This is a genomic window from Kitasatospora griseola (assembly GCF_014648555.1).
Taxonomy (GTDB): Bacteria; Actinomycetota; Actinomycetes; order Streptomycetales; family Streptomycetaceae; genus Kitasatospora; species Kitasatospora griseola.
This window is the reverse complement of sequence record NZ_BMRI01000021.1, coordinates 23,552-46,316: the sequence shown is the minus strand read 5'-3', so window position 1 is coordinate 46,316 and position 22,765 is coordinate 23,552. Positions and strand designations below refer to the sequence as shown.

Genomic DNA, 22,765 nt, shown 5'->3' with positions numbered 1-22,765 from the left:
GAATGCGGAGCGGGCAGGGGGCGTGGGGGCGCCCCCTGCCGGGGTGTGCGGGTCAGGCCTTCAGGGCGGCCATCGCGGCGCGCAGCTTGGCGGCGGCCTCGTCGGCCACGGCGCCGAGCTCGGGACGGCCGGTGAACTGCACCATCAGCTGCGGGTCCATGGCCTCGGCCAGGACGCTGCCGCCGATGTCCCGCACCACCACGTTGCACGGCAGCAGCAGGCCGACCCGGCGGTCGATCTCCAGGGCGCGGTGCGCGAGCGCCGGGTTGCAGGCGCCGAGGATCAGGTAGTCCTCCATGTCGACGCCGATCTTGGCCTTCAGGGTGGCCGGCATGTCGATCTCGGTGAGGATGCCGAAGCCCTGCTCGGCGAGGGCCGCGCGGACCCGGTCGGCCGCGTCCGTGAACGGGTGGTTCAGGAGGGCGGTGAAGTCGTCGGTCATGTCGCCGAGCCTCTCTGGTCGATGCCGCGTTGTCCGAATTGGGGCGCTTCGATACCCCCATGGGTATTCAGCGTACGTCGGGTGCAACCGGACTGTCGGGAGGCGCATTCCCGGACGCGCCGGGTGACGCGCGTCTCACCCGGTTGCCGGACGGCGGTCAGCCGCCGTAGCGGTGGCGCAGATTGGGGTCGTCCAGCCACCACGGCCGGTCGCCCGCCGGGGCCTCGCCCGCGTCCACCGCTCGCTCGGCGGCCCGTTCGGCGGCGTCCAGCGCGGCGTCCACGGCGGCGGTCTCGGCCCGGCCGGTGACGATCAGGCGGCGGATCAGCGCGACCAGGAACGGCAGGCCGACCAGGTCGCCGAGGATCCAGATCGCGTTGCCGCCGACGAACTGGTCCCGGGCGAGCGAGGGACCCCAGTCGCGGGCCAGCGAGGCGTAGTACGGCTCGGCGACCAGATGGCCACCGTACAGCAGCACCAGGGCGAGCGCCGCGTCGAACACCACCTCGACGAAGGTGATCACCACGCTCAGCAGCAGCGGGTACTCGTGCGCCACCGGGTCCAGTTGCAGCCGCGGCCAGAAGTACAGCAGGCCGAGCAGCACCAGCAGCAGGTGGAAGCCGATGTTCCCGGCGGTGCTGGTCAGCGTCTCCCGGTACCAGGGCGTGAAGTACAGCAGCCACGGCGGGGCGACCAGCAGCACGGTCGACACCAGCGGGAACATCAGCACCCGGGAGACCCGGCCGCCGAGCGCCGCGCGCAGCCGCTCCCGGCCGGCCGCCGGCAGGGTGTCGGCCAGCAGCGAGACGGGGGCGCCGAGCGCCAGCAGCAACGGGACCAGCATCAGCAGCAGCACCAGCTGCACGGCGCGGTCGGTGAACAGCACGCGCTCGTACACGCCCAGGCCGGAACTGGTGGTCCACACCCACACCGCGAGGCCGCCGAGGAACGCCGCCGTCCGGTACCAGGGCCAGCCGCCGCGGCGGCGGACGCCCACCAGGTAGCTGCCGGCCAGCAGGACGGTCAGGGCGGCGACGGCCGGCTCCAAGGTCCAGGTGTCGGCCAGCGCCGACCAGTGCCAGGGCGCGGAACGGGACATGGCGGTGGCTCTCCTTCGGTCGTCTTCCGGCCGCGTCGCCCGGCGGGTGGAACCGGAGGCGGGCGCCCGGCGTCGTCGCAGCGCCGGGGTCCGTGCGAGGATCCGGCACTGAAGTTCTACACGCCTGTAGAAATCTACTGGGAGGGGGGCCGGGTGGGACGCACCGAACGCAGTGTCGGCAGCCGCCGCGCCGCACACCGCCGGAACGTCGAACTCGGCCTGCTGGCCCTCGCCGTGACGGTCTGCCTGGCCGGCTGGTGCACCGCGAACCTCGCCCTGCGCGGCACCCTCCCGCCCGGCCTGCTCCCTTACGGCGCCGGCCTGACCGCCCTCGCCGCCGTCCTGCACCTCGTCGTGCGCCGCTTCGCCCCCTACGCCGACCCGCTGATCCTGGCGCTGGCGGTGCTGCTCACCGGCTTCGGCCTGGTGCTCCTCGACCGCCTCGACCACTCGTACGCGATCTGGCACGCCGCCAAGGGCGACTGGCAGAAGATCCCCGCCGCGCCCAGCCAGGTGCAGTGGACGGTGATCGCCATGCTGGCGGCCGCCGTGCTGCTGGCGGTGGTCAAGCACCACCGGCTGTTCCAGAAGTACGTCTACCTGATCATGGCGGGGGCCCTGGTGCTGCTGGCCGCGCCCGCGTTCTTCCCCGGCGACAGCTTCGGCGCCAAGCGCTGGATCCGGCTCGGCGGGCTCTCCTTCGAACCCGACGAGTTCGTCAAGGTCGCCATCGCGGTGTTCTTCGCCGGCTACCTGACGGCCAACCGGGACGCGCTCGCGCTGACCGGCCGCAAGGTGTGGGGCGTGAACCTGCCGCGCGGCCGCAACCTCGGGCCGGTGCTGGCGATCTGGGTGGTCAGCCTGCTGGTGCTGGTCTTCGAACGTGACCTCGGCACCTCGCTGATCTTCTTCGGCGTCTTCGTGGTGATGCTCTACACCGCCACCGAACGCACCGGCTGGGTGCTGATCGGCCTGCTGATGGCCGCCGCCGGCGCGTCCGTGGTCGGCGACCTGGAACCGCACGTGCACGGCCGGGTCGAGGCCTGGCTGCACCCGCTCGACTACTACAAACCGGTGCACAACCCGGCCCTGGTCTCCGACCAGCCCGCGCAGGCGATGTTCAGCCTCGGCAGCGGCCAGGTGCTGGGCACCGGACTCGGCCAGGGCAAACCCTTCCTGATCGGGTTCGCCGGACGCAGCGACTTCATCTTCACCACCATCGGCGAGGAACTCGGCCTGGCCGGCGGCATGGCCGTCCTGCTGCTCTACGGCCTGTTCGTGCAGCGCGCCCTGCGCACCGCCGTCGCCGTCACCGACCCGTTCGGCAAACTCCTCGCCTCCGGCCTGGCCGCCGCCGTGGCGCTGCAGGTCTTCGTGGTGGTCGGCGGCGTCACCGGGCTGATACCGCTGACCGGCAAGGCCCTGCCGTTCCTCGCCGCGGGCGGCTCCTCGCTGACCGCGAACTGGTTGCTGACCGCCGTCCTGATCAAACTCTCCGACGCCGCCGGCCGGGCCGAACTGCAACCCGCCCCGGAACCGCTCGACGCGGCCCGGGGCGGGTGAGGGTTCGTCGGCCGCGCCGTCAGTGCCGGCGTCGGCGGGCCGCCGCGAACAGGGTGCCGCCGGCGAGCAGCAGGACGGTGGCCGACACCGCGACCAGTAGCGGCAGTGGCGAGGAGCCGGTGCTGGGCAGCGCATGGTGGCCGGGCGTCCCCGCCGCCTCCTCCGACCCGGGGCCCTCCGGGGCGGACGGCTGCGGGCCGCCCGGGGCGCCGGCGGACGGGGGCGGCGTCGGCGTCGACGTGGGGGACGGCGACTGCGACGGGGCCCGGCGGGTCATCCGGTTGGTGACGGTGACCGTCGAGGTGTGCTCGGCGGGAACGGTGAACTCCTCGCCCAGCGTGACAGGCGTGCTGCTGCCGTCGTCGCCGGTCAGCACCGCGCTGGTGACGACGGTGACGTCGTCGGCCGCGCCGGTGGCGGGCTCGGTGAGGACGCAGGTGGCCGGCGGGATGGAGGTGCGCACCTCGATCTCGCCGCGGTCCGTGCCCGGCGGGACGTCCAGGCCGAGCGGCTCGGCGTAGGCGGGGCAGCGCAGGTCCAGGTGGGCGGCGCCCGGGCGCAGCCCGGTGTCGTCGCTGGTCACCTTGACCACGTCCAGGCCGGTGAAGTGGTGCAGCCGGTTGGTGAACCGGCAGGTCGGCGTCGGGTGGTCGGCCGTCAGGTTCACCTCGACCACGGCCTGCTCCAGGTCCGTCCGGCCCTGGCCGGACCCGCAGTCCGCCGCCTCCAGCTCCCACCAGCCGTCTTCGGGCGGCGCCGGCAGCAGCTCCTGGATGACGTAAGGCTGCCCCGTGCCGACCGGGAGCAGGTCGGCGGCCGGCCCGGAGGAGCCGTCGGCGGGGTGCGCGGTGGTCGGGGTGCCCGAGGCGGTGGTGGTGACGACCGCGGACTGCGGGTTCGGGAATGCGACGCTCTCGTCCCGCGGCTCGGGGCCGGCGCTGATCGTGTAGCGGAAGGTGCCGGTGCCGCCCTCGGTGACCTTCTCGATGTCGATCCGGCCGCCGGGCACGAAGCGGCTGGTGATCAGGCACTTCGCCTCGACGTCGGTGACCAGGTCGTACCCGGCCCGCCAGGTGCCGTTCGGCGCGGCGGGGGTCGGCGTGCCGACCGTGATGGGCAGCTCGGTGCCGTTGCAGAACGCCGTCGGCGTCGCCCAGTGGCCGGTGGCGTCGGGCGCCGGGATCACCTCGCTCAGCTCGTAGTGCCCGGGCACCGGGTGCGCGGCGTACGCGACGGTGACGGGCACGCCCGGGTCGGTGGTGGTGACGACGTTCTCGGCGGTGATCTCCGCCTCGGGCGGCCCGGTGACGGTGAGGTCGAAGGCGCCCGTCCCGCCGAGGCTCTCCTTCTCCAGCAGGGCCGGGCCCGCCGCCCGCTCGTTGTTGTACACGCACGTCACATGGTCACCGGCGGCCAGCGTCACCGAGGCCAGCCCGCTGTGGTCGGTCACCGAGGTGCTGGTGCCGGGCCCGCCGCCGGCGTTCACCGCCGTGCACACCGGCCGTCCGACCAGCACCCACCCGCTGTCCGGATCGACGAACTCCGTGATGTGCCACGGCTCGTCCCCCTCCCGGGTCTCGCCGCGGACGAAGCTCATCGACGCGGAATTGGTCGAACTCGCCGTCAGCACGAAGTCGTTGACGCCGTCGTTGTTGGTGTCCGCGTACGACAGGTTGCCGTCGTAGCGGAACGAGCCCACGCCGTTGGAGCCGTCGACGATCCGCTTGGTCACCGTGATGGTGCCCGCGCCCGGCGGCGGGGTGATCGCGTAGTAGTAGCAGAACACGTGCGTGGTGCCGGACGGGAAGTCCACGTACTCCGCGTTGTCGCCGTTCTGGTTGTCCTGCGAGCAGCGCAGTGCGGCGAAGCCGTAGGTGTCCTGCATCCCGTTCAGCGGCGCGGACTTGGTGCCGCCCTGCGCGACCAGCGCGGCCTTCCGGGCGGCCGCGAGCTCGTTCGCGTCCAAGAACCCCGTCCCGGTGCTGAACGACCACCCGGGCAGCGGACGACACGGTGGGACGGGCGTCCCCTCCGCCTCGTTGGTCGGATTGACCGCCACGCCCGGGGCGTAGTTCGAATCCGGGCCGAGATCCCGCAACGACTCCTGGAGATTGTTGCGGGCCCTGTTGGCCATCACCTCGTCGTAGTTGTCGCACACCCGCGCGACGTACGTGACCAGCAAGGCGTCGGAAGCCTCCGGTGCGGCCGCGGCCGCACCGGGGAGTGCCGCGAGGACCGCGGCGATGAGCAGGAACCCGCAGAGTGCGCATGACGACCCGTCGGATCGGCGATAGGGGCGTCCTGAGCTGAACACGCGGCCGCGAAGTACAGGAGCGAGTGCGGGGCCTGACACACCGCCGGTCGCCCGAACGGGCGCGAGAACGCTCACGCGGAAGGCCGCGATCACGTCTGGTTGTGCTGTGCGCCCCGGATTGCGCCGAGGGCGGCGACGGCCATGGTGGTGGCGCGGTCGGTGGTGGGGGCGTACGGGGCGCCGGATTCGAGGGCGGTGACGGTCGCGTTCACCAGGCCCTGGAGGAGTTGGGCGGTGAACTCCGGTCTGTTGTCGCCGAGTTCGACGAGGGCGGTGATCAGGGGGGTGAGCAGTTCGCGGTGTGCGTGGCCGGCGGCCTCGCGCAGGGCGGCGGCGTCGCGGTCGCCGGCCAGCGCGCGGGCGATGCGGTGCTCGCCGTCGCGGACCAGCTCGCACTGGGCGCGGACGTAGGCGGCGACCCGTTGCTCGGGGGTGTCGGCGGCGGCCATCGCGGCGGTGATGCGCTCCGTCCAGCGGGGGGCGGACTCCCGCACCACGGCGGAGAGCAGTTCGGCGCGGTCCGCGAAGTACTTGTAGACGCTGTTGCGGGCCAGGCCGGTGCGGCGGGCGACCGCGGCGAAGGTGACGGCGGCCGCGTCGCCCTCGCTCTCCAGCAGCTCGCGGGCAGCGTCGACCAGCGCCCGGCGCTGCTGGGCGCGATGGTCGGCGACCGTGGCGGCGCTGATCTTCGGCACCCCGACAGTCTAGGAGGCGGTACCCCCGGTGTTGGGGACGCGGTGTCGCCATGTTTATCTTGGGGACGCACTGTCCCCATCACTGTCCGCCTCTCGGAAGGAGCACGGTGTACCTCGCCCTGCTCGAACTCAAGGCCGCCCGCGGCCGCTTCCTGCTCATGGGCTGCGTCGTCCTGCTGGTCGCCGCCCTGGTCGGAATCGTCTCCGGATTCACCACCGGACTCGGCGACGACACCGTCTCCGCGCTGCGCCGCCTGCCCGCGACCCACCTGGCGTTCTCCCCGGACGCCAAGTCCGACCAGTTCGCCCGCAGCCTCGTCCCCGCCGAGACCCTGGCCGGCTGGCAGCAGCGCCCCGGCGTGCAGGCCACCCCGCTGGGCGTCACCATCACCCGCGGCACCACCGACCGGCACGCCGAGGTCGACCTCGCCGCGTTCGGCGTCGAGGTCGGCTCGTTCCTCGACCCGGCCGTCGAGGACGGTCAACGCCTCGGCGGCGACGGCCAGTTGGTGATCTCCCGGAAGCTCGCCGAAGAGGGCGTCGCGATCGGCGACACCCTCACCGTCGACCGGCTCGGCATCGCCCTCAAGGTCACCGGCATCACCGGCCGCGCCTCCTACGGCCACGTCCCGGCCGGCTACGTCACCACCGCCACCTGGCAGGCGATCCGCTTCACCGCCCCCGGCGCGAGCACGCCCGCCGCCGGGCTGCCGCAGCAGTACAGCGCGATAGCCCTGCGGGCGGCGTCCTCCGCGGACCTCGACGGCGCGGACGGCGAGCTCGGGACCAGGACCGTCTCGGTGACCGACGCGTACGCCGCCGCGCCCGGCTACACCGGCGAACGCGTCACCATGACGTCCATCCAGTTCTTCCTGTACCTGATCGCCCCGCTGGTGGTCGGCGCGTTCTTCGGCGTCTGGACCGTCCAACGGCAACCCGAGCTCGCCCTGCTGCGCGCGATGGGCGCCTCCCGGCGCCGGCTCCTCGGGCACACCCTGGTCCAGGCTGCGGCCGTCGTTCTCGGCGGCACCCTGGCCGGCGCGGCGCTCGCCTCCGCCGTCGGCCTCCTGGTCGGCGCCGAAGTCCCGTTCAGCCTCCCCGGACTGGCCCTCACCGCGACCATGGCCACCGTCGCCCTCGCGGCCCTCGCCGGCGCCGCCCTCACCCTCCGCCGGGTCGCCAACGCCGACCCGATGACCATGCTGGGAGCCGGACGATGACCTCACTCACCCTGCGCCAGGTGTCCGTCTCGCTCGGCCACGGCGACGCGAGGACACCCGTCCTGCGAGGCGTCTCCGCCGCGTGCCGCCCCGGCGAGCTGACCGCCCTGGTCGGACCGTCGGGCTCCGGAAAGTCCACCCTGCTCGCCGTGGCCGGTGCGCTGCTGCGACCCGACAGCGGACAAGTGCTGCTCGGCGACACGGACTTGGCGCAGCTCGGGGACGGCGGGCGGGCCAAGGCCCGGCGCGAACGGATCGGTTACATGTTCCAGAGCGGCAACCTGCTCGGCGGACTCACCACCGTCGAGCAGCTGCTGGCCGCCGCGTCCATCGCCGGGCGCCCCGCCAGGCGGCTGCGCGCCGCGGCGGAGACGGCCCTCGGCGACGTCGGCCTCGGCCACCGCCTGCGCCACCGCGCGGACCAGCTCTCCGGCGGCGAGCGGCAACGCGTCGCCCTGGCCCGCGCCCTCTTCCTCGAACCCCAGCTCCTGCTGATCGACGAACCCACCGCAGCCGTCGACCGCGACCAGGCCGGCGCCCTCACCGACCTGATCGCCCGCACCGCCCGCGCACGCGGCTGCGTGGCACTGGTGGCGACCCACGATCCGGTGGTCGTGGACGCGGCGACAGAGGTGATTTCGATGTAGGCGAGCGCGAAAGCAGGGGCGCGAGGAACTGCGCGCAGCGGAAGGCACCCCGTCCGCAAGATCGCGACGCAGGAGAACGACCTGCACGTGATCGCGACCTTGCGGACGGGCGTGCGCTTGTCGCGCAGTTCTCCCCCAGCCCTGGCGGGCCGGGAGGTGCCCCCACGCGCCCCTGGTGGTGCGCTGCCGGGTTCGAGCCCGCCGGCTACTGAGGCTTGCGCTCCGCCACCCGGTCGCTCGCCGAAGCGTCGAGCATCGCCACCCGGTCCACGACCTTCACCCGCTCGCGGCCCTCCGCGTCGCCGAGGGACTTCTCGAACGCGTCGAGCCGGTTCCATCCCTCCCAGGTGGTGAAGTCGACGCCGCGGGAGCGGAGGAAGTCGACCACCGCGTCCTCGGCGGGCTCGGTGGCGGGGCGGAGGCGGCCGGAGGCGTGGTCGGCGACGAGGCAGGCGACGGTCTCGTTGGCGTCGCCCTTGGTGTGGCCGATCAGGCCGACGGGGCCGCGCTTGACCCAGCCGGTGACGTAGACCGAGGGGAGGTGGGCGCCGTTCTCGTGGACCCGGCCCGCCTCGTGCGGAACGGTCGAGGAGAGGGCGTCGAAGGGCAGCTTCGGCAGCTCGTCGGAGCGGTAGCCGACCGCGCGGTAGACCGCCTGGACGGGCCACTCGCGGAAGGCGCCGGTGCCGACGGTGTTGCCGGTGCCGTCGAGTTCGGTGCGCTCGGTGCGCAGGGCGACGACCCGGCCGTCCTCGCCGAGGACCTCGACGGGGTTCTCGAAGAAGTGCAGGTGGATGCGGTGCGGGCGGTCGCCGATGTCGCGGATCGCCCAGTTCTCCAGGGTCGAGGCGACCATGTCGGCCTGCTTGTTGGCGCGCCGGGTGGCGATCGAGGCGTCGTCGTAGTCGATGTCCTCGGGGTCGACGACCACCTCGATGGTGGGGGAGTGGTCGAGCTCGCGGAGTTCCATCGGGGAGAACTTGGCCTGCGCGGGGCCGCGGCGGCCGAACACGTGGACCTCGACGGCGCGGTTCGCGGACAGGCCCTCGTACACGTTCGGCGGGATCTCGGTGGGCAGCAGCTCGTCCGCGGTCTTGGCGAGCACCCGGGCGACGTCCAGGGCGACGTTGCCGACGCCGAGGACGGCGACCTGCTCGGCCTCCAGCGGCCACTCGCGGGGGACCTCGGGGTGGCCGTCGTACCAGGAGACGAAGTCCGCGGCGCCGTAGGAGCCGTCGAGCTCGATGCCGGGTATCGCCAGGTCGCGGTCGGCCTCGGCGCCGGTGGCGAAGACCAGGGCGTCGTAGAAGCGGTGCAGCTCGTCGAGGGAGAGGTCGCCGGGGTAGTCGACGTTGCCGAGCAGGCGGACCTGCGGCTTGTCGAGGACCTGGTGGAGGGCGGTGACGATGCCCTTGATCCGCGGGTGGTCGGGGGCGACGCCGTAGCGGATCAGGCCGAAGGGGGCGGGCAGCCGCTCGATCAGGTCGATGGAGACACCGGGAGCGGTGGCCAGCTCGGACTTCAGCAGCGCGTCGGCGGCGTAGATCCCGGCGGGGCCGGCACCGACGATGGCCACCCGGACGGGGCGGGACATGGGCAGGTACTCCTGTTCGGCTCTGGGCGCGTACCGCCAGCCTTCCGGCGTGCGGGCGCGCCCGGTACGGTGCTTCGGCTTATGTCGTCATAAGTCGAAGCTATGGCCCCCCAAAGTTCTGCCTATGCGGCTTTCCCCGTGCCCTCCAGCATGCACGAAGCGCCGCCCCGCCCCCGGACCGGCCCGGACTCACTCGTAGCGCAGGCGCAGCGACTCCTCCTCGGCGGCCAGGATCTGGTCGAGGGTCAGCGACGGGTCGTCCAGGTGGGACAGGGTGATCTCGGCGGAGCTGGGCATCGCGTCGGCGGCCAGCCACTGCTCGGGATTCCAGGCCGAACTGCGCAGCAGCGCCTTCGGGCAGTGCCCGTAGACCTCGTCGGTGGACACCACGATCGCGCTGCGCGGCGGCTTGCCGACCGGGGTGAGCTGTTCCAGCAGCCGCGGGTCCGTGCTGACGCAGGCCCGGCCGTTGATGCGCAGGGTGGCGGCCCGGCCGGGCACCAGGAAGATCAGCCCGGCCTTTCCGGTGGCGACGATGTTGTGCAGACTGTCCAGCCGGCGGTTGCCGGTGGCGTCGGGGACGGCGATCGTCCGCTCGTCCAGCACGGAGACGAATCCGGGCGGGCCGCCGCGCGGGGTGGCGTCGCAGTTGCCGTCCGCGTCGGCGGTGGCGACGAACACCAGGGAGGCGCAGCCGATCAGCAGGCGGGCCGCCTCGTGCAGGCGGTCGACCTGCTTGCGCTGCACCAGCGGGCTCGGCTGCTCGTACAACTCCCGGAGTCGGGCCGGGTCGTGGATCGCCTCAGCGGCGAGGGCGTCGAAGATCACGCGACCCGACCCTATCCCCGTTCACCGCGTCCGCGGCGAGCGGGTCAGACCTGCAGCGGAACGGGGTGCACCTCGTCGGCGGGGTGTCCGGTGCGCTCGTGGACGCGCTGGACGGCCTCCTTGGACGGTGCGGAGGACAGGCAGTAGACGGTGCCGGACTCCGGGTCGGCCCAGGCCTGTCGGAACTCCACGCCTTCCCTGTCCTGCACCGCGAGGTCCGCCTCGTGGGCGGCCTTCAACTGTTCGGCGGTGATGCCGGCCATCCCGTGGTGGACGTCCATGAACATCGTCATCGTCGCTCAACTCCTCGGCCGGGAGCCCCCCGTGCGGGGGCGCTCACCTCCACCCTGCGCCCCGGGGCGTGAACCAGGCCACAGGGAGCGTTTCTTGCCTTCGACGTACATGCGCGTGCAAGAATGCTGGTGCAGTAGCAGTGACGTTCAGCGCACTCCGGGGTCGGTGAAATTCCGAGCCGGCGGTTACAGTCCGCGACCCGTCCGCAGCCAGCGGCCGGTTGACCAGGTGAAATTCCTGGACCGACGGTTAAAGTCCGGATGGGAGGCGTGCGCGGCGGACAGGTGTGTTCACACCACGGCCCACCCGAGGGCCGGGGTGCGGAAGCACGGCATTTCCGGCGGCGAACCCGTGCCACGACGACGAGTCATGGCCTCGCGGGGGCGTCCTCGGCACGCCACGTCCGCAGTCAACTCCCGAATGCCGCCCCGGAGTCCGCGCCCCCAAGCGCGAGGAGAACCCGGGTGTTCACCGGCATCATCGAAGAGCTCGGCGAGGTTGTCTCCATCGAGGAGATCGGCGAATCCTCGCGAATCCGCCTGCGCGGCCCGCTGGTCACCGCGGACGCCCGCCACGGCGACTCCATCGCGGTCAACGGCGTGTGTCTCACCGTCGTCGACGACAGCGAGCAACTGGCCAAGCGCGAAGGCGAGTTCAGCGCCGACGTGATGCGCGAGACGCTGCGCCGCTCCAGCCTCGGCGCGCTGCGCCCCGGCTCCCGGGTCAACCTGGAGCGGGCGATGGCGCTCGGCGCCCGACTCGGCGGCCACCTGGTGCAGGGCCACGTCGACGCCACCGGCACTCTGCTCTCCCGCGAGCCGGGCGACCTGGACGCGGACGGGAATCCGCGCTGGGAGGTGGTGCGTTTCTCCCTGCCGCAGCCGATCTCGCGCTACCTGGTGGAGAAGGGGTCGATCACCGTGGACGGAGTGAGCCTCACCGTCGTCGAGGCGGCCCTGGACAGCTTCACCGTCTCGCTGATCCCCGCCACGCTCGCCCTGACCACGCTCGGGGTGAAGGCGGTGGGCGACCCCGTCAACCTGGAGGTGGACGTGCTCGCCAAGTACGTGGAACGACTGCTCGAAACCCGTGCCCTGCCCGACACCCTGGGGGAATCCAAGTGAGCGCGATCGCAGATCTGACCTTCACCGCCTTCGGCGAGAAGGTGAAGGTGGCCGACATGGTCGGCAACCTGATAGGGCTCGCCGGGCTGGCGTTCGGCTGGCGGCGCTCCGTGCTCACCTGGCCCGCCCAGCTGCTGGCCGGCGCCGTGCTGATCAGCGTCTTCCTCGGCGGGCAGGTGCCCGGCCTGATCGGCAAGCAGGTGATCGTGGTGGTCACCGCGATCTGGGGCTGGACCCAGTGGAACCGCGGCCGCCGCGACACCGGCGAGATCGAGGTCCGGTTCGCCGGCTGGCGGCAGCGCGCCGTGCTGGTCCTGGCCACCGCGGCCGGCACCGCCGCCGTCGCCGCGCTGTTCAACGCCTTCCCGAAGCTGTCCTGGAACCCGCTGCTGGACGCGTACATCTTCACCGGCACGCTGGCCGCGATGTACGCCCAGGCCCGCGGCTGGGTGGAGTTCTGGTTCGCCTGGATCGCCGTCGACGTGATCAGCGTGCCGTACAGCTACGCCCACGGTTACGTGTTCTCCGCGCTCACCTTCACCGTCTACTTCGTCCTGGTGGTGGCCGGCCTGGCCAGCTGGTGGACGAAGGCCCGCACCGTCCGAACCGTCCCGCGCGCCGAGGGAGTTGCCGCATGAGCGCCGACCAGCCCGAAGAACCGATCGCCCTCGACCCGGTCGAACGCGCCATCGCCGACATCGCGCTCGGCCGTGCCGTGGTCGTGGTCGACGACGAGGACCGCGAGAACGAGGGCGACCTGGTGTTCGCCGCGTCGGCCGCCACCCCCGAGCTGATGGCCTTCACCATCCGCTACAGCTCCGGCGTGGTCTGCGCCCCGATGACCGGCGCCGAGCTCGACCGGCTCAGGCTGCCCCCGATGACCCAGGTCAACGAGGACCGCAAGGGCACCGCCTACACCGTCTCGGTGGACGCCCGTGAGGGCATCGACACCGGCATCTCCGCCGCCGACCGGGCCCGCACCGTCCGGCTGCTGGCCTCCCCGGGCACCGAGCCCGGCGACCTCACCCGGCCCGGCCACGTCTTCCCGCTGCGCGCGGTGGACGGCGGCGTGCTGGCGCGCGGCGGGCACACCGAGGCCGCCGTCGACCTGGCCCGGCTGGCCGGCCTCGCCCCCGCCGCGGCGATCGCCGAGGTGGTCAACGACGACGGCACCATGGCCCGGCTGCCCGAGCTGCACGCCTTCGCCCGCCGGCACGGCCTGGCGATCATCTCCATCGCCGACCTGATCGCCTACCGGCGCCGCACCGAACTGCACGTCGACCGCGTCGCCGTCACCGGACTGCCCACCGACCACGGCGACTTCACCGCCGTCGGCTACCGTGGCACCATCGACGGCGTCGAGCACCTGGCCCTGGTGGCCGGCGGCCTGGACGCCGACGGGAAGCTCCCCGACGGCGAGGACGTGCTGGTGCGGGTGCACTCCGAGTGCCTGACCGGCGACGTGTTCAGCTCGCTGCGCTGCGACTGCGGCCCGCAGCTGCACGCCTCGCTGCGCGCCGTCGCCGAGGCCGGCCGCGGCGTGGTGCTCTACCTGCGCGGCCACGAGGGCCGCGGCATCGGACTGACCCACAAGCTGCGCGCCTACCAGCTCCAGGAGCAGGGCCGTGACACCGTCGATGCCAACCTCGACCAGGGGCTGCCCGCCGACGCCCGCGACTACTCGATCGGCGCGCAGATGCTCGCCGACCTGGGGGTGCGCTCGCTCACCCTGCTCTCCAACAACCCGGCCAAGCAGGCCGCGCTCACCGAGCACGGCCTGAAGGTCGCCGCCCGCCGCCCGCTGCCCACCGCCGCCGGCGCACACAACCTGCGCTACCTGCGCACCAAGCGCGACCGAATGGGCCACGACCTGCCGTGGCTAGAGGACGACAACAAATAGCCGTCGACGACAAGCAGCCGTCGAAGCACCCGTTCTGACGCACCGTCGAAAGAGGAACCGAAAATGGCCGGACACGGAGCCCCCGTGCTGTCCCCGCAGAACTGCGCCGACCTGCGGGTCGCGATCGTCGCCGCGCAGTGGCACGACCAGGTGATGAACGGGCTGCTGGAGGGCGCGCTGCGCGCGCTCAAGGAGGTCGGGATCGAGGAGCCGAGCGTGGTCCGCGTCCCCGGCACCTTCGAGCTGCCGGTCGCGGCCAAGCAGCTGGCCGGTCGCGGCTACGACGCGATCGTCGCCCTGGGCGTGGTGGTGCGCGGCGGCACCCCGCACTTCGACTACGTCTGCCAGGGCGCGACGCTCGGCCTGACCCAGGTCGCGGTGGACACCGGCGTCCCGGTCGGCTTCGGCGTGCTGACCTGCGACACCGAGCAGCAGGCGCTGGACCGGGCCGGGCTGCCCGACTCCGTCGAGGACAAGGGCCACGAGGCGGCGACCGCCGCCGTCGCCACCGCGGCCGCGCTCCGCGAGGTCGTCGAGCCCTGGCGTTGATCGGCTGATCGCACCGTGGCGGTCCGTTCGGATGTCCAACGGACTGTCCACGGTGCGGAACCGTTTACCGCCCGTCAGCCCGCACCCCGTAAGGTGAGGTCATCATGGCTTCCAAGACATTCGAGGAGCTCTTCGCAGAGCTCCAGCAGAAGGCCGCCACCGGCGACCCCGAGACCTCCCGCACCGCCCAGCTCGTGCAGCAGGGCGTTCACGCCATCGGCAAGAAGGTCGTCGAGGAGGCCGCCGAGGTCTGGATGGCCGCCGAGTACCAGTCGCCCGAGGAAGCGGCGGAGGAGATGTCCCAGCTCCTCTACCACGTCCAGGTGATGATGATCGCTCGCGGGCTGACGCTCGAAGACGTCTACAAGTACCTGTAAATCCCACCGCAGTCGACGAAGGGTTCGCCTCTCATGCTCCGCATCGCCGTCCCCAACAAGGGTTCGCTCTCGGGTCCCGCGGCGGAGATGCTCCATGAGGCCGGCTACCGGCAGCGCAAGGATCCCAAGGAACTCGTCCTGGTCGACCCGGACAACCAGGTCGAGTTCTTCTTCCTGCGCCCGCGTGACATCGCCGTCTACGTCGGCTCCGGCCGGCTCGACATCGGCATCACCGGCCGGGACCTCCTGCTGGACTCCGCCTCGGACGCCGAGGAGGTGCTCGCGCTCGGCTTCGCCGGCTCGACCTTCCGGTTCGCCAAGCCGGTCGGTGCCGAGATCGCCACCGTGCAGGACCTCGACGGCCTGCGGATCGCCACCTCGTACACCGGGCTGGTCGAGCAGCACCTCGCCGAGCACGGCGTGAAGGCCACCGTCACCAAGCTGGACGGCGCGGTGGAGACCGCCGTGCACCTGGGCGTCGCCGACGTGATCGCCGACGTGGTGGAGACCGGCACCAGCCTGCGCAACGCCGGCCTGGAGGTGTTCGGCGACCCGATCCTGATCTCCGACGCCGTGGTGGTCCGGCCCAAGGGCGCCGGCCAGGACGCCGGCGTCGACCAGTTCCTGCGCCGCCTGCAGGGCGTCCTGGTGGCCCGCCGCTACGTGCTGATGGACTACGACATCCGGGCCGAGAACGTCAGCGCGGCCGTCGCGCTCACGCCCGGCCTGGAGTCGCCGACCGTGTCGCCGCTGCACACCGCCGGCTGGGTCGCGGTCCGCTCCATGGTGCTCCGCAAGGAGGCCCAGCGGATCATGGACGACCTGTGGGCGATCGGCGCCCGCGCCATCCTGGTCACCAACATCCACGCCTGCCGCATCTGATCCGTCACCGGAACGGGGGTCGCCCGCCCGGCGGCCCCCGCTTCTTCTTGGAGCCACCCGTGTCGACCCCCCTCACCCTGCCCGTCACCTGGGCCCCCCGCCGCAACCGTGCCGTGCTGCTCACGCTGGGCGCCCTGATGGTGGTGCTGTTCGCCGTGCTCGCCGTCGCGCTGCCGGAGAACTGGCAGCTCAGGGACCGGGCGATGATGGTGATCAGCGGGCTGCTGTTCGCCGCCGTCGGCCTGATGCTGGCCCGGCCCAAGGTGGTCGCCGACGCCGACGGGCTGACCGTGGTCAACTTCGTCCGCAGCCGCCGGCTGGCCTGGGCCGAGGTGGTCCGGGTCAACCTCAAGCACGGCGACCCGTGGGTGATGCTCGACCTCGCCGACGGCACCGCGCTGGCCGCCGTCGGCATCCAGCCCGCCGGCGGACGCGACCAGGCCGTCACGGCCGCCCGCACGCTGCGCGACCTGGTCGAGGAGCGGGGCGCGGCCCGGGGCTGACACGCCCCCGGCAGCCCGGCCGAACAGCGCCGGAGGACCGTTCGGGTATCGTCTACGCTGGTAAAACCGCGGCAAAGCCCACCAGTGTCAGGCCTGCCGCGTCCACCCGCGACCTGAGGAGTGACACCTCCCCTCGATGGACGATCCGTCCGGTAGTACCCGCGCCGCCATGCACATTCCGAGCCAGGGAAGGCGGGCGGCCCGATGACCACCGCCTGGCTCCTGCTGCTCGCGGCCTTCCTGCTCATCCTCGCCAACGGCCTGTTCGTGGCCGCCGAGTTCGCGTTCGTGACCGCCGACCGCGGTGCCGTCGAACGCGCCGCGGCCACCGGCGACGGCCGCGCGAAGGGCCTGGCCAAGGCCCTGCACGAACTGTCCTTCCAGCTCTCCGGCGCCCAGCTCGGCATCACCATCACCTCGCTGGTGGTCGGCATGCTCGCCGAGCCGGCGCTGTCCACCCTGCTCTCGCCGGTGTTCACCGGCGTCGGCCTGCCCGACTCGGCGGCCCGCGGCACCGCGCTGATCGTCGGCCTGGTACTGGCCACCGTGCTGCAGATGGTGATCGGCGAACTCGTCCCGAAGAACTGGGCGATCTCCCACCCGATGCAGGTCGCCTACGCCGTGGTCGGACCGCAGCGGGTGTTCTCCGCCGCCTGCCGCCCGCTGATCGCGTTCCTGAACGGCTCCGCCAACCGGATCGTCCGGCTCTTCGGCGTCGAGCCGCAGGAGGAACTCGGCCACGCCCGCACCGCCGACGAACTCCTCGCGCTTGCCCGGCACTCGTACCAGGCCGGCGCGATGGACGAGGAGTCGGCGACGCTGTTCGTGCGCACCCTGGGCCTGCGCGAGCTGACCGCGGAGTCCGTGATGACGCCGCGGATCGACGTCTCCGCGCTCCAGCAGGACGCCACCGCCGGTGACGTGCTCAACCTCACCCGGGCCACCGGGCTGAGCCGCTTCCCGGTGTACAGCGACAGCCTGGACAACGTCACCGGCACCGTCACGCTCAAGGACGCCCTGGCCGTCCCCGCCGACCGCCGCGACCACACCAAGGTCCGCCACCTGGCGTCCCCGCCGCTGCTGGTCCCCGAGACGCTGCCCGCCGAGCGCCTGCTCGACCTGCTGCGCGGCCGCGAACCGATGGCCGTGGTGGTCGACGAGTACGGCGGCACCGCCGGCGTCGCCACCATCGAGGACATCGTCGAAGAGGTGGTCGGCGAGGTCCAGGACGAGCACGACCCCGCCGACACCCCCGACCTGCGCCCGCTCGCCCCGCGCGACGGACTGCCGGTCTGGGACGCCGACGGCCGGGCCCGGCTCGACCAGCTCGCCATGATCGGCCTGCACGCCCCCGACGGCCCCTACGAGACCCTCGGCGGACTGCTCGCCGACCTGCTCGGCAAGCTCCCCGCCGTCGGCGAGAGCGTCGAACTGCCGGGCTGGGAACTGACGGTGACCGCCGTCGACCGCCACCGCACCAGCCGGGTCGAGGTGCGCCGCACCCGCTCCGAGGACGACCACGAGGACCAGGACAGCAACCGATGAGCGCCCTGCAACTCGCCTTCTCGCTGCTCCTGCTGCTCGGCAACGCCTTCTTCGTCGGCGCCGAGTTCGCCGTCATCTCGGTGCGCCGCAGCCAGATCGAACCGCTCGCCGAGGCCGGCAACCGGCGCGCCCGCACCGTGCTGCACGCGCTGTCCAACGTCTCCGCGATGCTGGCCGCCGCCCAGCTCGGCATCACCGTCTGCTCGCTGCTGCTCGGCGCGCTCGCCGAGCCGACCATCGCGCACCTGCTGGAGCCCGTCTTCCACGCGCTCGGCGTGCCCGACTCGGCGATGCACCTGCTCAGCTACGCCATCGCGCTCAGCCTGGTGGTGTTTCTGCACATGGTGATCGGCGAGATGGTGCCGAAGAACCTGGCGCTGGCCGGACCGGAGAAGGCCGCGCTCTGGCTCGGCCCGCCGCTGGACCGGCTGGCCCGCTGGCTGGCCCCGGTGATCACCCTGCTGAACGCCTTCGCCAACGGCGTGCTGCGGCTGTTCCGGGTCGAGCCCAAGGACGAGGTCAACTCGGTGTTCACCAGCGAGCAGCTGCTGCACCTGCTGGCCGACTCCGGCGAGGCCGGCCTGCTCGACGACACCCGTCGCGAACGCCTGGAGGACGCCCTGGAGATGGGCAGCCGCCCGGTCACCGAGGTGCTGCTGCCCGCCGACCAGCTGGTCACCGTGGGCCGCGACGTCACCGGCGACCAGATCCAGCAGCTCGCCGTGCGCACCGGCTTCTCGCGCTTCCCGGTCGCCGACGAGCAGGGCACTGTGCTCGGCTACCTGCACGTCAAGGACTCGCTGGAGGTCGACGACCTGACGGCGCCCGTCCCGGACCGGCTGTGGCGGCCGATCACGGTGGTCCGCTCCGGCCTGCGGCTGGACGACGCGCTCGCCTCCATGCGCCGCGCCGCCGCCCACCTGGCGGCCGTGGTGGACGCGGACGGCCGCCAGCTCGGCCTGGTCGCCCTGGAGGACGTGCTGGAGGAACTGGTCGGCGAGGTCCACGACCCGGACCACCGACACTGATCACCCGCTGCTCCCGGCCCCGTCGCACCTGTTGCGGCGGGGCCGCCGCCGTCTACGGCAGTTCCACCGGGTACGGCTCGGCGAAGTCGGCGGAGCGGCTGACCTGCTCCCAGGCGGTCGCCTCGGCGAGCTGGCGGCGGGACCAGTCGAGCGCCATGGTCACCGCGTTCACGCCGAGCAGCAGGTGGCTCGGGGCGTCGCCGCGCTTGACGGTGCGGACGATGATCGCGGCGGCGCGCTCCGGGTCGCCGGCGGCCCCGGCCTCGCCCTGGCGCATCCGCCGGTTCATCGCGCCGACCGTTTCGTCGTAGGCCTCGGGGACGGGAAAGGCGGTCATCGAAGCGCCCGCCCAGTCGGTGGCGAAGCCGCTCGGCTCGACCACCAGGTACCGGATGCCGAACGGCGCGGTCTCGGTGGCCAGCACCCGGGTGAAGCCGTCGACGGCGAACTTGGCGGCCTGGTAGGAGGCGATGCCGGGGGAGCCGCCGACCTGCCCGCCGACCGAGGAGAACTGCACGACGGTGCCCGACCCCTGGCGCCGCAGCGCGGGCAGCGCCGCCTTGGTGACGTGGTAGACGCCCCAGAAGTTGGTCTCGAACTGGGCGCGGAAGTCGGCGTCGTCCGAGGTCTCGACCGGCGAGACGTTCGCGTAGCCGGCGTTGTTCACCAGCACGTCGATGCGGCCGAAGCGGGCGAGCGCGGCGTCGATCGCGCTCTGCGCCGCCACGGGGTCGGTGACGTCCAGGGGCACGGTGAGGACGCGGTCGCCGTACTCGGCGAGTTCCGCGGCGAGGGGCTCGGGGCGGCGGGCGGTGGCGACGACCAGGTCACCCGCTTCAAGGGCGGCGGTGACCAGGGCGCGGCCGAAGCCGCGGGACGAACCGGTGATGAACCAGACCTGCTGCTGGGTGGTGCGCGCTTCTTCGCTCATGGATTTAGTACAACACCGTTCTCTTATTAACGCAACATCGTTGTGTTAGAGGCTCCTAGAATGGCCCCATGACTCAGCCAGCCTTCCGACGGGCGCGCAGCGCCGAGGCCAAGCAGGCGCGCGAAGGGGCGATCCTGGACGCGGCCCGCGCGCTCGGCGAAGGGCGCGGCATCCGCGACGTCACCCTCACGGACATCGCCGCCGAAGTGGGCATGCACAAGTCGGCGCTGCTGCGGTACTTCGAGACCAGGGAGCAGATCTTCCTCGAACTCACCGCCCAGGGCTGGCGCGAGTGGTCCGGCGCGCTGCGCACCGATCTCGCGGCCCGCGCGCACGCCACCCCCGCCGAGGTCGCCGAGGTGCTCGCCGCCACCCTGTCGGCCCGCCCGATGTTCTGCGACCTGCTCGCCCAGGCCCCGCTCAACCTGGAACGCAACGTCTCACTGGACGCCGTGCGCGCCTTCAAGCTCGTCACGCTGGACGAAGTCGCCCTGATCGGCGCGGAGTTGAACCGCCTCCTCGGCCTGACGGAACAGCAGGTGCTCGACCTCGCCGCCACCGCCACCGGCATGGCCGGCGCCCTCTGGCAGATGGCCACCCCCGGCCCCCGCCTGCAGGCCCTCTACGCCTCCGACCCCCGCCTCGGCCACGCGATCGTCGAGGTCGAACCCCGGCTGCGCCGCGTCCTCACCGCCTTCCTGACGGGAACACAGGCGCAGATGCCGAGGTCGGACAGGGCCTAGAGTGAGCGGCGATCCATGCGCCGCGGCGGGAGGACCGACAACCATGGCACTGATCGACGCACCGCCGATACCCCTCGTGCTGTGCCTGCTCGCGGCCGGATAGCTGCTGAACGTGGCGGCGGTGCTGCACGTCTACACGGAGCCGAGGAACCGGCAGAAGGCATTCCTCTCCATCGCGGCGCTGGTCCCCGCGATCATGCTGCCCTGTCTCCGGGGCGGCAGCGTTCCGACGATGATGCTGGTGGCGGCGGACATACTGCTCGCCTTCCCGCTGCTGTTCTGGCTGCTCCGCGAGGGCATCGCGCAGTTCGAACGGGCCGGGAGCCCGTATGTCCATAGGCTCGATCGGAGTCCGGAGGCGCGGCGCCGAGGCGCGTGGGCCGCGCTTGCCGTGAGCGGCGTCGTCGCGGTCCTGCTGCTGCTGGAGTGCCTGCCGATCTGGCCCTTCTGACCGTCACTGGCGGCCGTCGATCAGCTCGCCGTACGCCTGGAGCAGGTCCGGCAGGCGCAGGGTCGCCAGGTCCTCGCGGGACGGGATGCCGCGCTGGCCGGAGAGCCGCAAGTCCCGGTAGGCGCAGGACTTTTCGTAGAGGGTGCGGATGAAGCGGCCGTTGCCGAGCTGGTCGATCCAGCCCTCGGCGACCACGTGGGCGCAGATCGAGGCCAGCTCCTCGGCGGCGTCGACGTCCCAGGCGTCGCCGTCGGCGCCGGCCAACTGGGCGCCGATCTCGGCGAGTTCGGCCGGGCGGTAGGAGGGGAAGTCGACCCGGGTGGTGAACCGCGAGTTCAGGCCCGGGTTGGTCGCCAGCAGCCGGTTCATGCCCTCCGGGTAGCCGGCCAGGATCACCACCAGCCGGTCCCGGTTGTCCTCGGCGCGCTTCAGCAGCACCTGCAGCGCCTCGTCGCCGAACGCGTCACCCTTGCTGTAGCCGGAGTTGGCCAGCGAGTAGGCCTCGTCGATGAACAGCACGCCGTCCAGCGCCGAGTCGATCAGCTCGTTCGCCTTCACCGCCGTCTGCCCGAGGAACTCGCCCACCAGGTCGGCTCGTTGCGCCTCCACCAGGTGGTCGCCGGAGAGCAGCCCGAGGGCGTGGAAGACCCGGCCGAGGATCCGCGCCACCGTGGTCTTGCCGGTGCCCGAGGGCCCGGAGAACACGAAGTGCCGTTTCGGCGGCTGCACCGGCAGCCCCCGGTCCGCGCGCAGCCGGGCCATTCGCAACTGCGCGGACAGCGCCCGTACTTGACGCTTCACCGGGTCGAGGCCGACCATCGCCTCCAGCTCCGCCAGCGCCTGGTCCAGCTCCAGCCGGGCCGCCGGACCGGGGTTCGGCCCGGCCGGCGGAATCGCCGCCGCCGCAGGCCAGTTGCCCAGCCGCAGGGGTAACGGCGAAGTGGCGGACGCCCGTTCGGCCAGCTGCCCGCCGCGCGGCTCCCCGGCCGACGGCTGGGCCCGCTCCGGCTCGACGTCCTCCAAGGTCTCGACCGCGCTCTCCACCACCGCGCCCCGGTACTCGCCGTACGACTCGCCCGACAGCGCGGCGCCGTCCAGCAGCCCGTCCTCGGCGGAGATCGCCGCCAGCCGCTGCTCGGTGTCCATGAACGCCGGATCGGCCCGGTGCACCGCCCGGTACAGCGGCAGCGCCGCCGCGCTGCGCCCCGCGCCCTCGTACGCCCGGCCCAGCCAGTAGCGCAACTCCTTGCGCTGTGGCTGCTCGGAACGGCAGCGGGCCAGCGAGGCCGCCAGCGGGCGCTGCGCCTGCGCGCACATGTCGAGCCGGACCCGGGCCATCCCCGCGAACAGGCCGGCCTCGATGCCCAGCACCGGATCGTCGAGCAGCCGGTCGGTGTCCCGGATCAACTGCTCCCAGTCCTTCAGCAGGTAGGAGCGACAGGCGTGCAGGAACCGCACCGCGGGCTCCTGCTCCGGCGTCGGACAGGACGCCAACGCCTGGTCCAGCTCGGTGAGATGACGCCCGTCCAGCCAGTGCGAGGCGTGCGCCAGGGCGAGGTCCTGCGCGCTCTCCAGCACCGGCTGCACCCACCAGCCCAGCCAGTACCAGGAACTGAGCGGGCGACGGTGCCGCTCGCGCTGCTCGCCGAACCGCTCCCGGTGCCGGTGCATCGCCAGCAGCGCGCCGGCGGTGTCGCTGCGCAGCGCGTGCAGGCCCAGCCAGGCGTCCGCCATGCCCGGGTCGACCCGGACCGCGGCCTTGAACTCCTCCTCCGCGCGGGCGTAGGAACCGGCCGTGTAGGCGTCCATGGCACGCGACCACGAGCGGTCGGCCTCCGGATCCGGCCCCGCCGCGGCGGGCCCCTTGCCGCCGGAACTCTCCACCGTCACTGACGCCCCCCGCCAGACCTCGGGCCGCTTCAAACGGGCCTGCGTGGGCATGGTACCGGCGCGGAGCTGATCCGTAAGGGTGGCGCGCGGGTCAAATGGCGCGAGACGATCGGGTGTTGGGGGCGCGAACACCGCACGGGGCGCAA

The 22,765-nt window shown here is 72.6% G+C and carries 23 protein-coding genes and 1 riboswitch; of the genes, 14 read left to right on the top strand and 9 right to left on the bottom strand.

Annotation, left to right across the window (positions count from 1 at the left end):
- Positions 1–52 precede the first annotated feature (52 nt).
- On the bottom strand, positions 53–442 hold the full coding sequence (locus IEZ12_RS24255; protein WP_189274636.1) for a DUF302 domain-containing protein: 390 nt from the start codon (positions 440–442) through the stop codon (positions 53–55).
- A gap of 157 nt (positions 443–599) precedes the next feature.
- Positions 600–1,541, bottom strand: a complete 942-nt coding sequence (locus IEZ12_RS24250; RefSeq protein WP_189274634.1) for a cytochrome c oxidase assembly protein — start codon at positions 1,539–1,541, stop codon at positions 600–602.
- Positions 1,542–1,694: 153 nt separating this feature from the next.
- Here IEZ12_RS24250 and IEZ12_RS24245 point away from each other — a divergent pair, with 153 nt between their 5' ends.
- Complete coding sequence (locus tag IEZ12_RS24245) at positions 1,695–3,104, top strand: FtsW/RodA/SpoVE family cell cycle protein (protein WP_189274633.1); 1,410 nt, start codon at positions 1,695–1,697, stop codon at positions 3,102–3,104.
- A 19-nt stretch (positions 3,105–3,123) separates the two neighbouring features.
- Here IEZ12_RS24245 and IEZ12_RS24240 read toward each other — a convergent pair whose 3' ends face one another.
- Both IEZ12_RS24240 and IEZ12_RS24235 read right to left on the bottom strand, forming a co-directional pair.
- Positions 3,124–5,286 carry a prealbumin-like fold domain-containing protein gene (locus IEZ12_RS24240; protein ID WP_189274631.1) on the bottom strand — a complete coding sequence of 721 codons (2,163 nt, stop codon included), beginning with the start codon at positions 5,284–5,286 and terminating at the stop codon, positions 3,124–3,126.
- Positions 5,287–5,507: 221 nt separating this feature from the next.
- Positions 5,508–6,113, bottom strand: coding sequence for a TetR/AcrR family transcriptional regulator (locus IEZ12_RS24235; RefSeq protein WP_189274629.1), 606 nt, complete (start codon positions 6,111–6,113; stop codon positions 5,508–5,510).
- Between the two features lie 107 nt (positions 6,114–6,220).
- Here IEZ12_RS24235 and IEZ12_RS24230 point away from each other — a divergent pair, with 107 nt between their 5' ends.
- Both IEZ12_RS24230 and IEZ12_RS24225 read left to right on the top strand, forming a co-directional pair.
- On the top strand, positions 6,221–7,333 hold the full coding sequence (locus IEZ12_RS24230) for an ABC transporter permease (protein WP_189274627.1): 1,113 nt from the start codon (positions 6,221–6,223) through the stop codon (positions 7,331–7,333).
- The gene (locus tag IEZ12_RS24225) at positions 7,330–7,980 is read left to right on the top strand and encodes an ABC transporter ATP-binding protein (RefSeq protein WP_189274625.1); all 651 of its coding nucleotides are present in this window, start codon (positions 7,330–7,332) and stop codon (positions 7,978–7,980) included. The genes IEZ12_RS24230 and IEZ12_RS24225 overlap by 4 nt, the downstream gene beginning before the upstream one ends.
- Before the next feature lie 205 nt (positions 7,981–8,185).
- On the opposite strand, the gene IEZ12_RS24220 is transcribed toward IEZ12_RS24225, so the two are convergent.
- The 3 genes from IEZ12_RS24220 to IEZ12_RS24210 form a co-directional block, all read right to left on the bottom strand.
- The gene (locus IEZ12_RS24220) at positions 8,186–9,574 is read right to left on the bottom strand and encodes an FAD-dependent oxidoreductase (protein ID WP_189274623.1); all 1,389 of its coding nucleotides are present in this window, start codon (positions 9,572–9,574) and stop codon (positions 8,186–8,188) included.
- 189 nt (positions 9,575–9,763) lie between these two features.
- Positions 9,764–10,402: an MSMEG_1061 family FMN-dependent PPOX-type flavoprotein gene (locus tag IEZ12_RS24215; RefSeq protein WP_229847888.1), complete on the bottom strand. Its 639-nt coding sequence runs from the start codon at positions 10,400–10,402 to the stop codon at positions 9,764–9,766.
- A 44-nt stretch (positions 10,403–10,446) separates the two neighbouring features.
- Complete coding sequence (locus IEZ12_RS24210) at positions 10,447–10,695, bottom strand: SCO4226 family nickel-binding protein (RefSeq protein ID WP_043908261.1); 249 nt, start codon at positions 10,693–10,695, stop codon at positions 10,447–10,449.
- 149 nt (positions 10,696–10,844) lie between these two features.
- Positions 10,845–10,972, top strand: a riboswitch (FMN riboswitch).
- Positions 10,973–11,160: 188 nt separating this feature from the next.
- Here IEZ12_RS24210 and IEZ12_RS24205 point away from each other — a divergent pair.
- From IEZ12_RS24205 to IEZ12_RS24165, 9 genes are all read left to right on the top strand, one after another.
- The gene (locus tag IEZ12_RS24205; protein ID WP_189274621.1) at positions 11,161–11,820 is read left to right on the top strand and encodes a riboflavin synthase; all 660 of its coding nucleotides are present in this window, start codon (positions 11,161–11,163) and stop codon (positions 11,818–11,820) included.
- A 56-nt stretch (positions 11,821–11,876) separates the two neighbouring features.
- Positions 11,877–12,458, top strand: a complete 582-nt coding sequence (locus IEZ12_RS24200; protein ID WP_189274754.1) for a nicotinamide mononucleotide transporter family protein — start codon at positions 11,877–11,879, stop codon at positions 12,456–12,458.
- Positions 12,455–13,720, top strand: a complete 1,266-nt coding sequence (locus IEZ12_RS24195) for a bifunctional 3,4-dihydroxy-2-butanone-4-phosphate synthase/GTP cyclohydrolase II (RefSeq protein ID WP_189274620.1) — start codon at positions 12,455–12,457, stop codon at positions 13,718–13,720. The genes IEZ12_RS24200 and IEZ12_RS24195 overlap by 4 nt, the downstream gene beginning before the upstream one ends.
- Positions 13,721–13,783: 63 nt before the next feature.
- Positions 13,784–14,269: a 6,7-dimethyl-8-ribityllumazine synthase gene (gene ribH / locus IEZ12_RS24190; RefSeq protein WP_043908255.1), complete on the top strand. Its 486-nt coding sequence runs from the start codon at positions 13,784–13,786 to the stop codon at positions 14,267–14,269.
- A gap of 104 nt (positions 14,270–14,373) precedes the next feature.
- On the top strand, positions 14,374–14,646 hold the full coding sequence (locus tag IEZ12_RS24185; RefSeq protein ID WP_043908254.1) for a phosphoribosyl-ATP diphosphatase: 273 nt from the start codon (positions 14,374–14,376) through the stop codon (positions 14,644–14,646).
- A gap of 33 nt (positions 14,647–14,679) precedes the next feature.
- Positions 14,680–15,528: an ATP phosphoribosyltransferase gene (gene hisG, locus IEZ12_RS24180; protein WP_043908251.1), complete on the top strand. Its 849-nt coding sequence runs from the start codon at positions 14,680–14,682 to the stop codon at positions 15,526–15,528.
- A 59-nt stretch (positions 15,529–15,587) separates the two neighbouring features.
- Entirely contained in the window at positions 15,588–16,031 is a 444-nt protein-coding gene (locus IEZ12_RS24175; protein ID WP_229847885.1) for a PH domain-containing protein, read from the top strand.
- A 204-nt stretch (positions 16,032–16,235) separates the two neighbouring features.
- Complete coding sequence (locus tag IEZ12_RS24170; protein WP_189274618.1) at positions 16,236–17,576, top strand: hemolysin family protein; 1,341 nt, start codon at positions 16,236–16,238, stop codon at positions 17,574–17,576.
- Complete coding sequence (locus IEZ12_RS24165; protein WP_189274616.1) at positions 17,573–18,604, top strand: hemolysin family protein; 1,032 nt, start codon at positions 17,573–17,575, stop codon at positions 18,602–18,604. The genes IEZ12_RS24170 and IEZ12_RS24165 overlap by 4 nt, the downstream gene beginning before the upstream one ends.
- 52 nt (positions 18,605–18,656) lie before the next feature.
- Here the strand turns inward: IEZ12_RS24165 and IEZ12_RS24160 are convergent, their stop codons facing one another.
- On the bottom strand, positions 18,657–19,535 hold the full coding sequence (locus IEZ12_RS24160) for an SDR family NAD(P)-dependent oxidoreductase (RefSeq protein WP_189274614.1): 879 nt from the start codon (positions 19,533–19,535) through the stop codon (positions 18,657–18,659).
- 68 nt (positions 19,536–19,603) lie between these two features.
- Between IEZ12_RS24160 and IEZ12_RS24155 the strand changes: the two genes are divergently transcribed.
- Together IEZ12_RS24155 and IEZ12_RS24150 are read left to right on the top strand one after the other, a co-directional pair.
- Entirely contained in the window at positions 19,604–20,278 is a 675-nt protein-coding gene (locus tag IEZ12_RS24155) for a TetR/AcrR family transcriptional regulator (protein WP_189274612.1), read from the top strand.
- Between the two features lie 112 nt (positions 20,279–20,390).
- Positions 20,391–20,729, top strand: coding sequence for a hypothetical protein (locus tag IEZ12_RS24150; RefSeq protein WP_189274610.1), 339 nt, complete (start codon positions 20,391–20,393; stop codon positions 20,727–20,729).
- 3 nt (positions 20,730–20,732) lie between these two features.
- Here IEZ12_RS24150 and IEZ12_RS24145 read toward each other — a convergent pair whose 3' ends face one another.
- On the bottom strand, positions 20,733–22,538 hold the full coding sequence (locus tag IEZ12_RS24145) for an AAA family ATPase (RefSeq protein ID WP_229847921.1): 1,806 nt from the start codon (positions 22,536–22,538) through the stop codon (positions 20,733–20,735).
- Between the last annotated feature and the right edge of the window lie 227 nt (positions 22,539–22,765).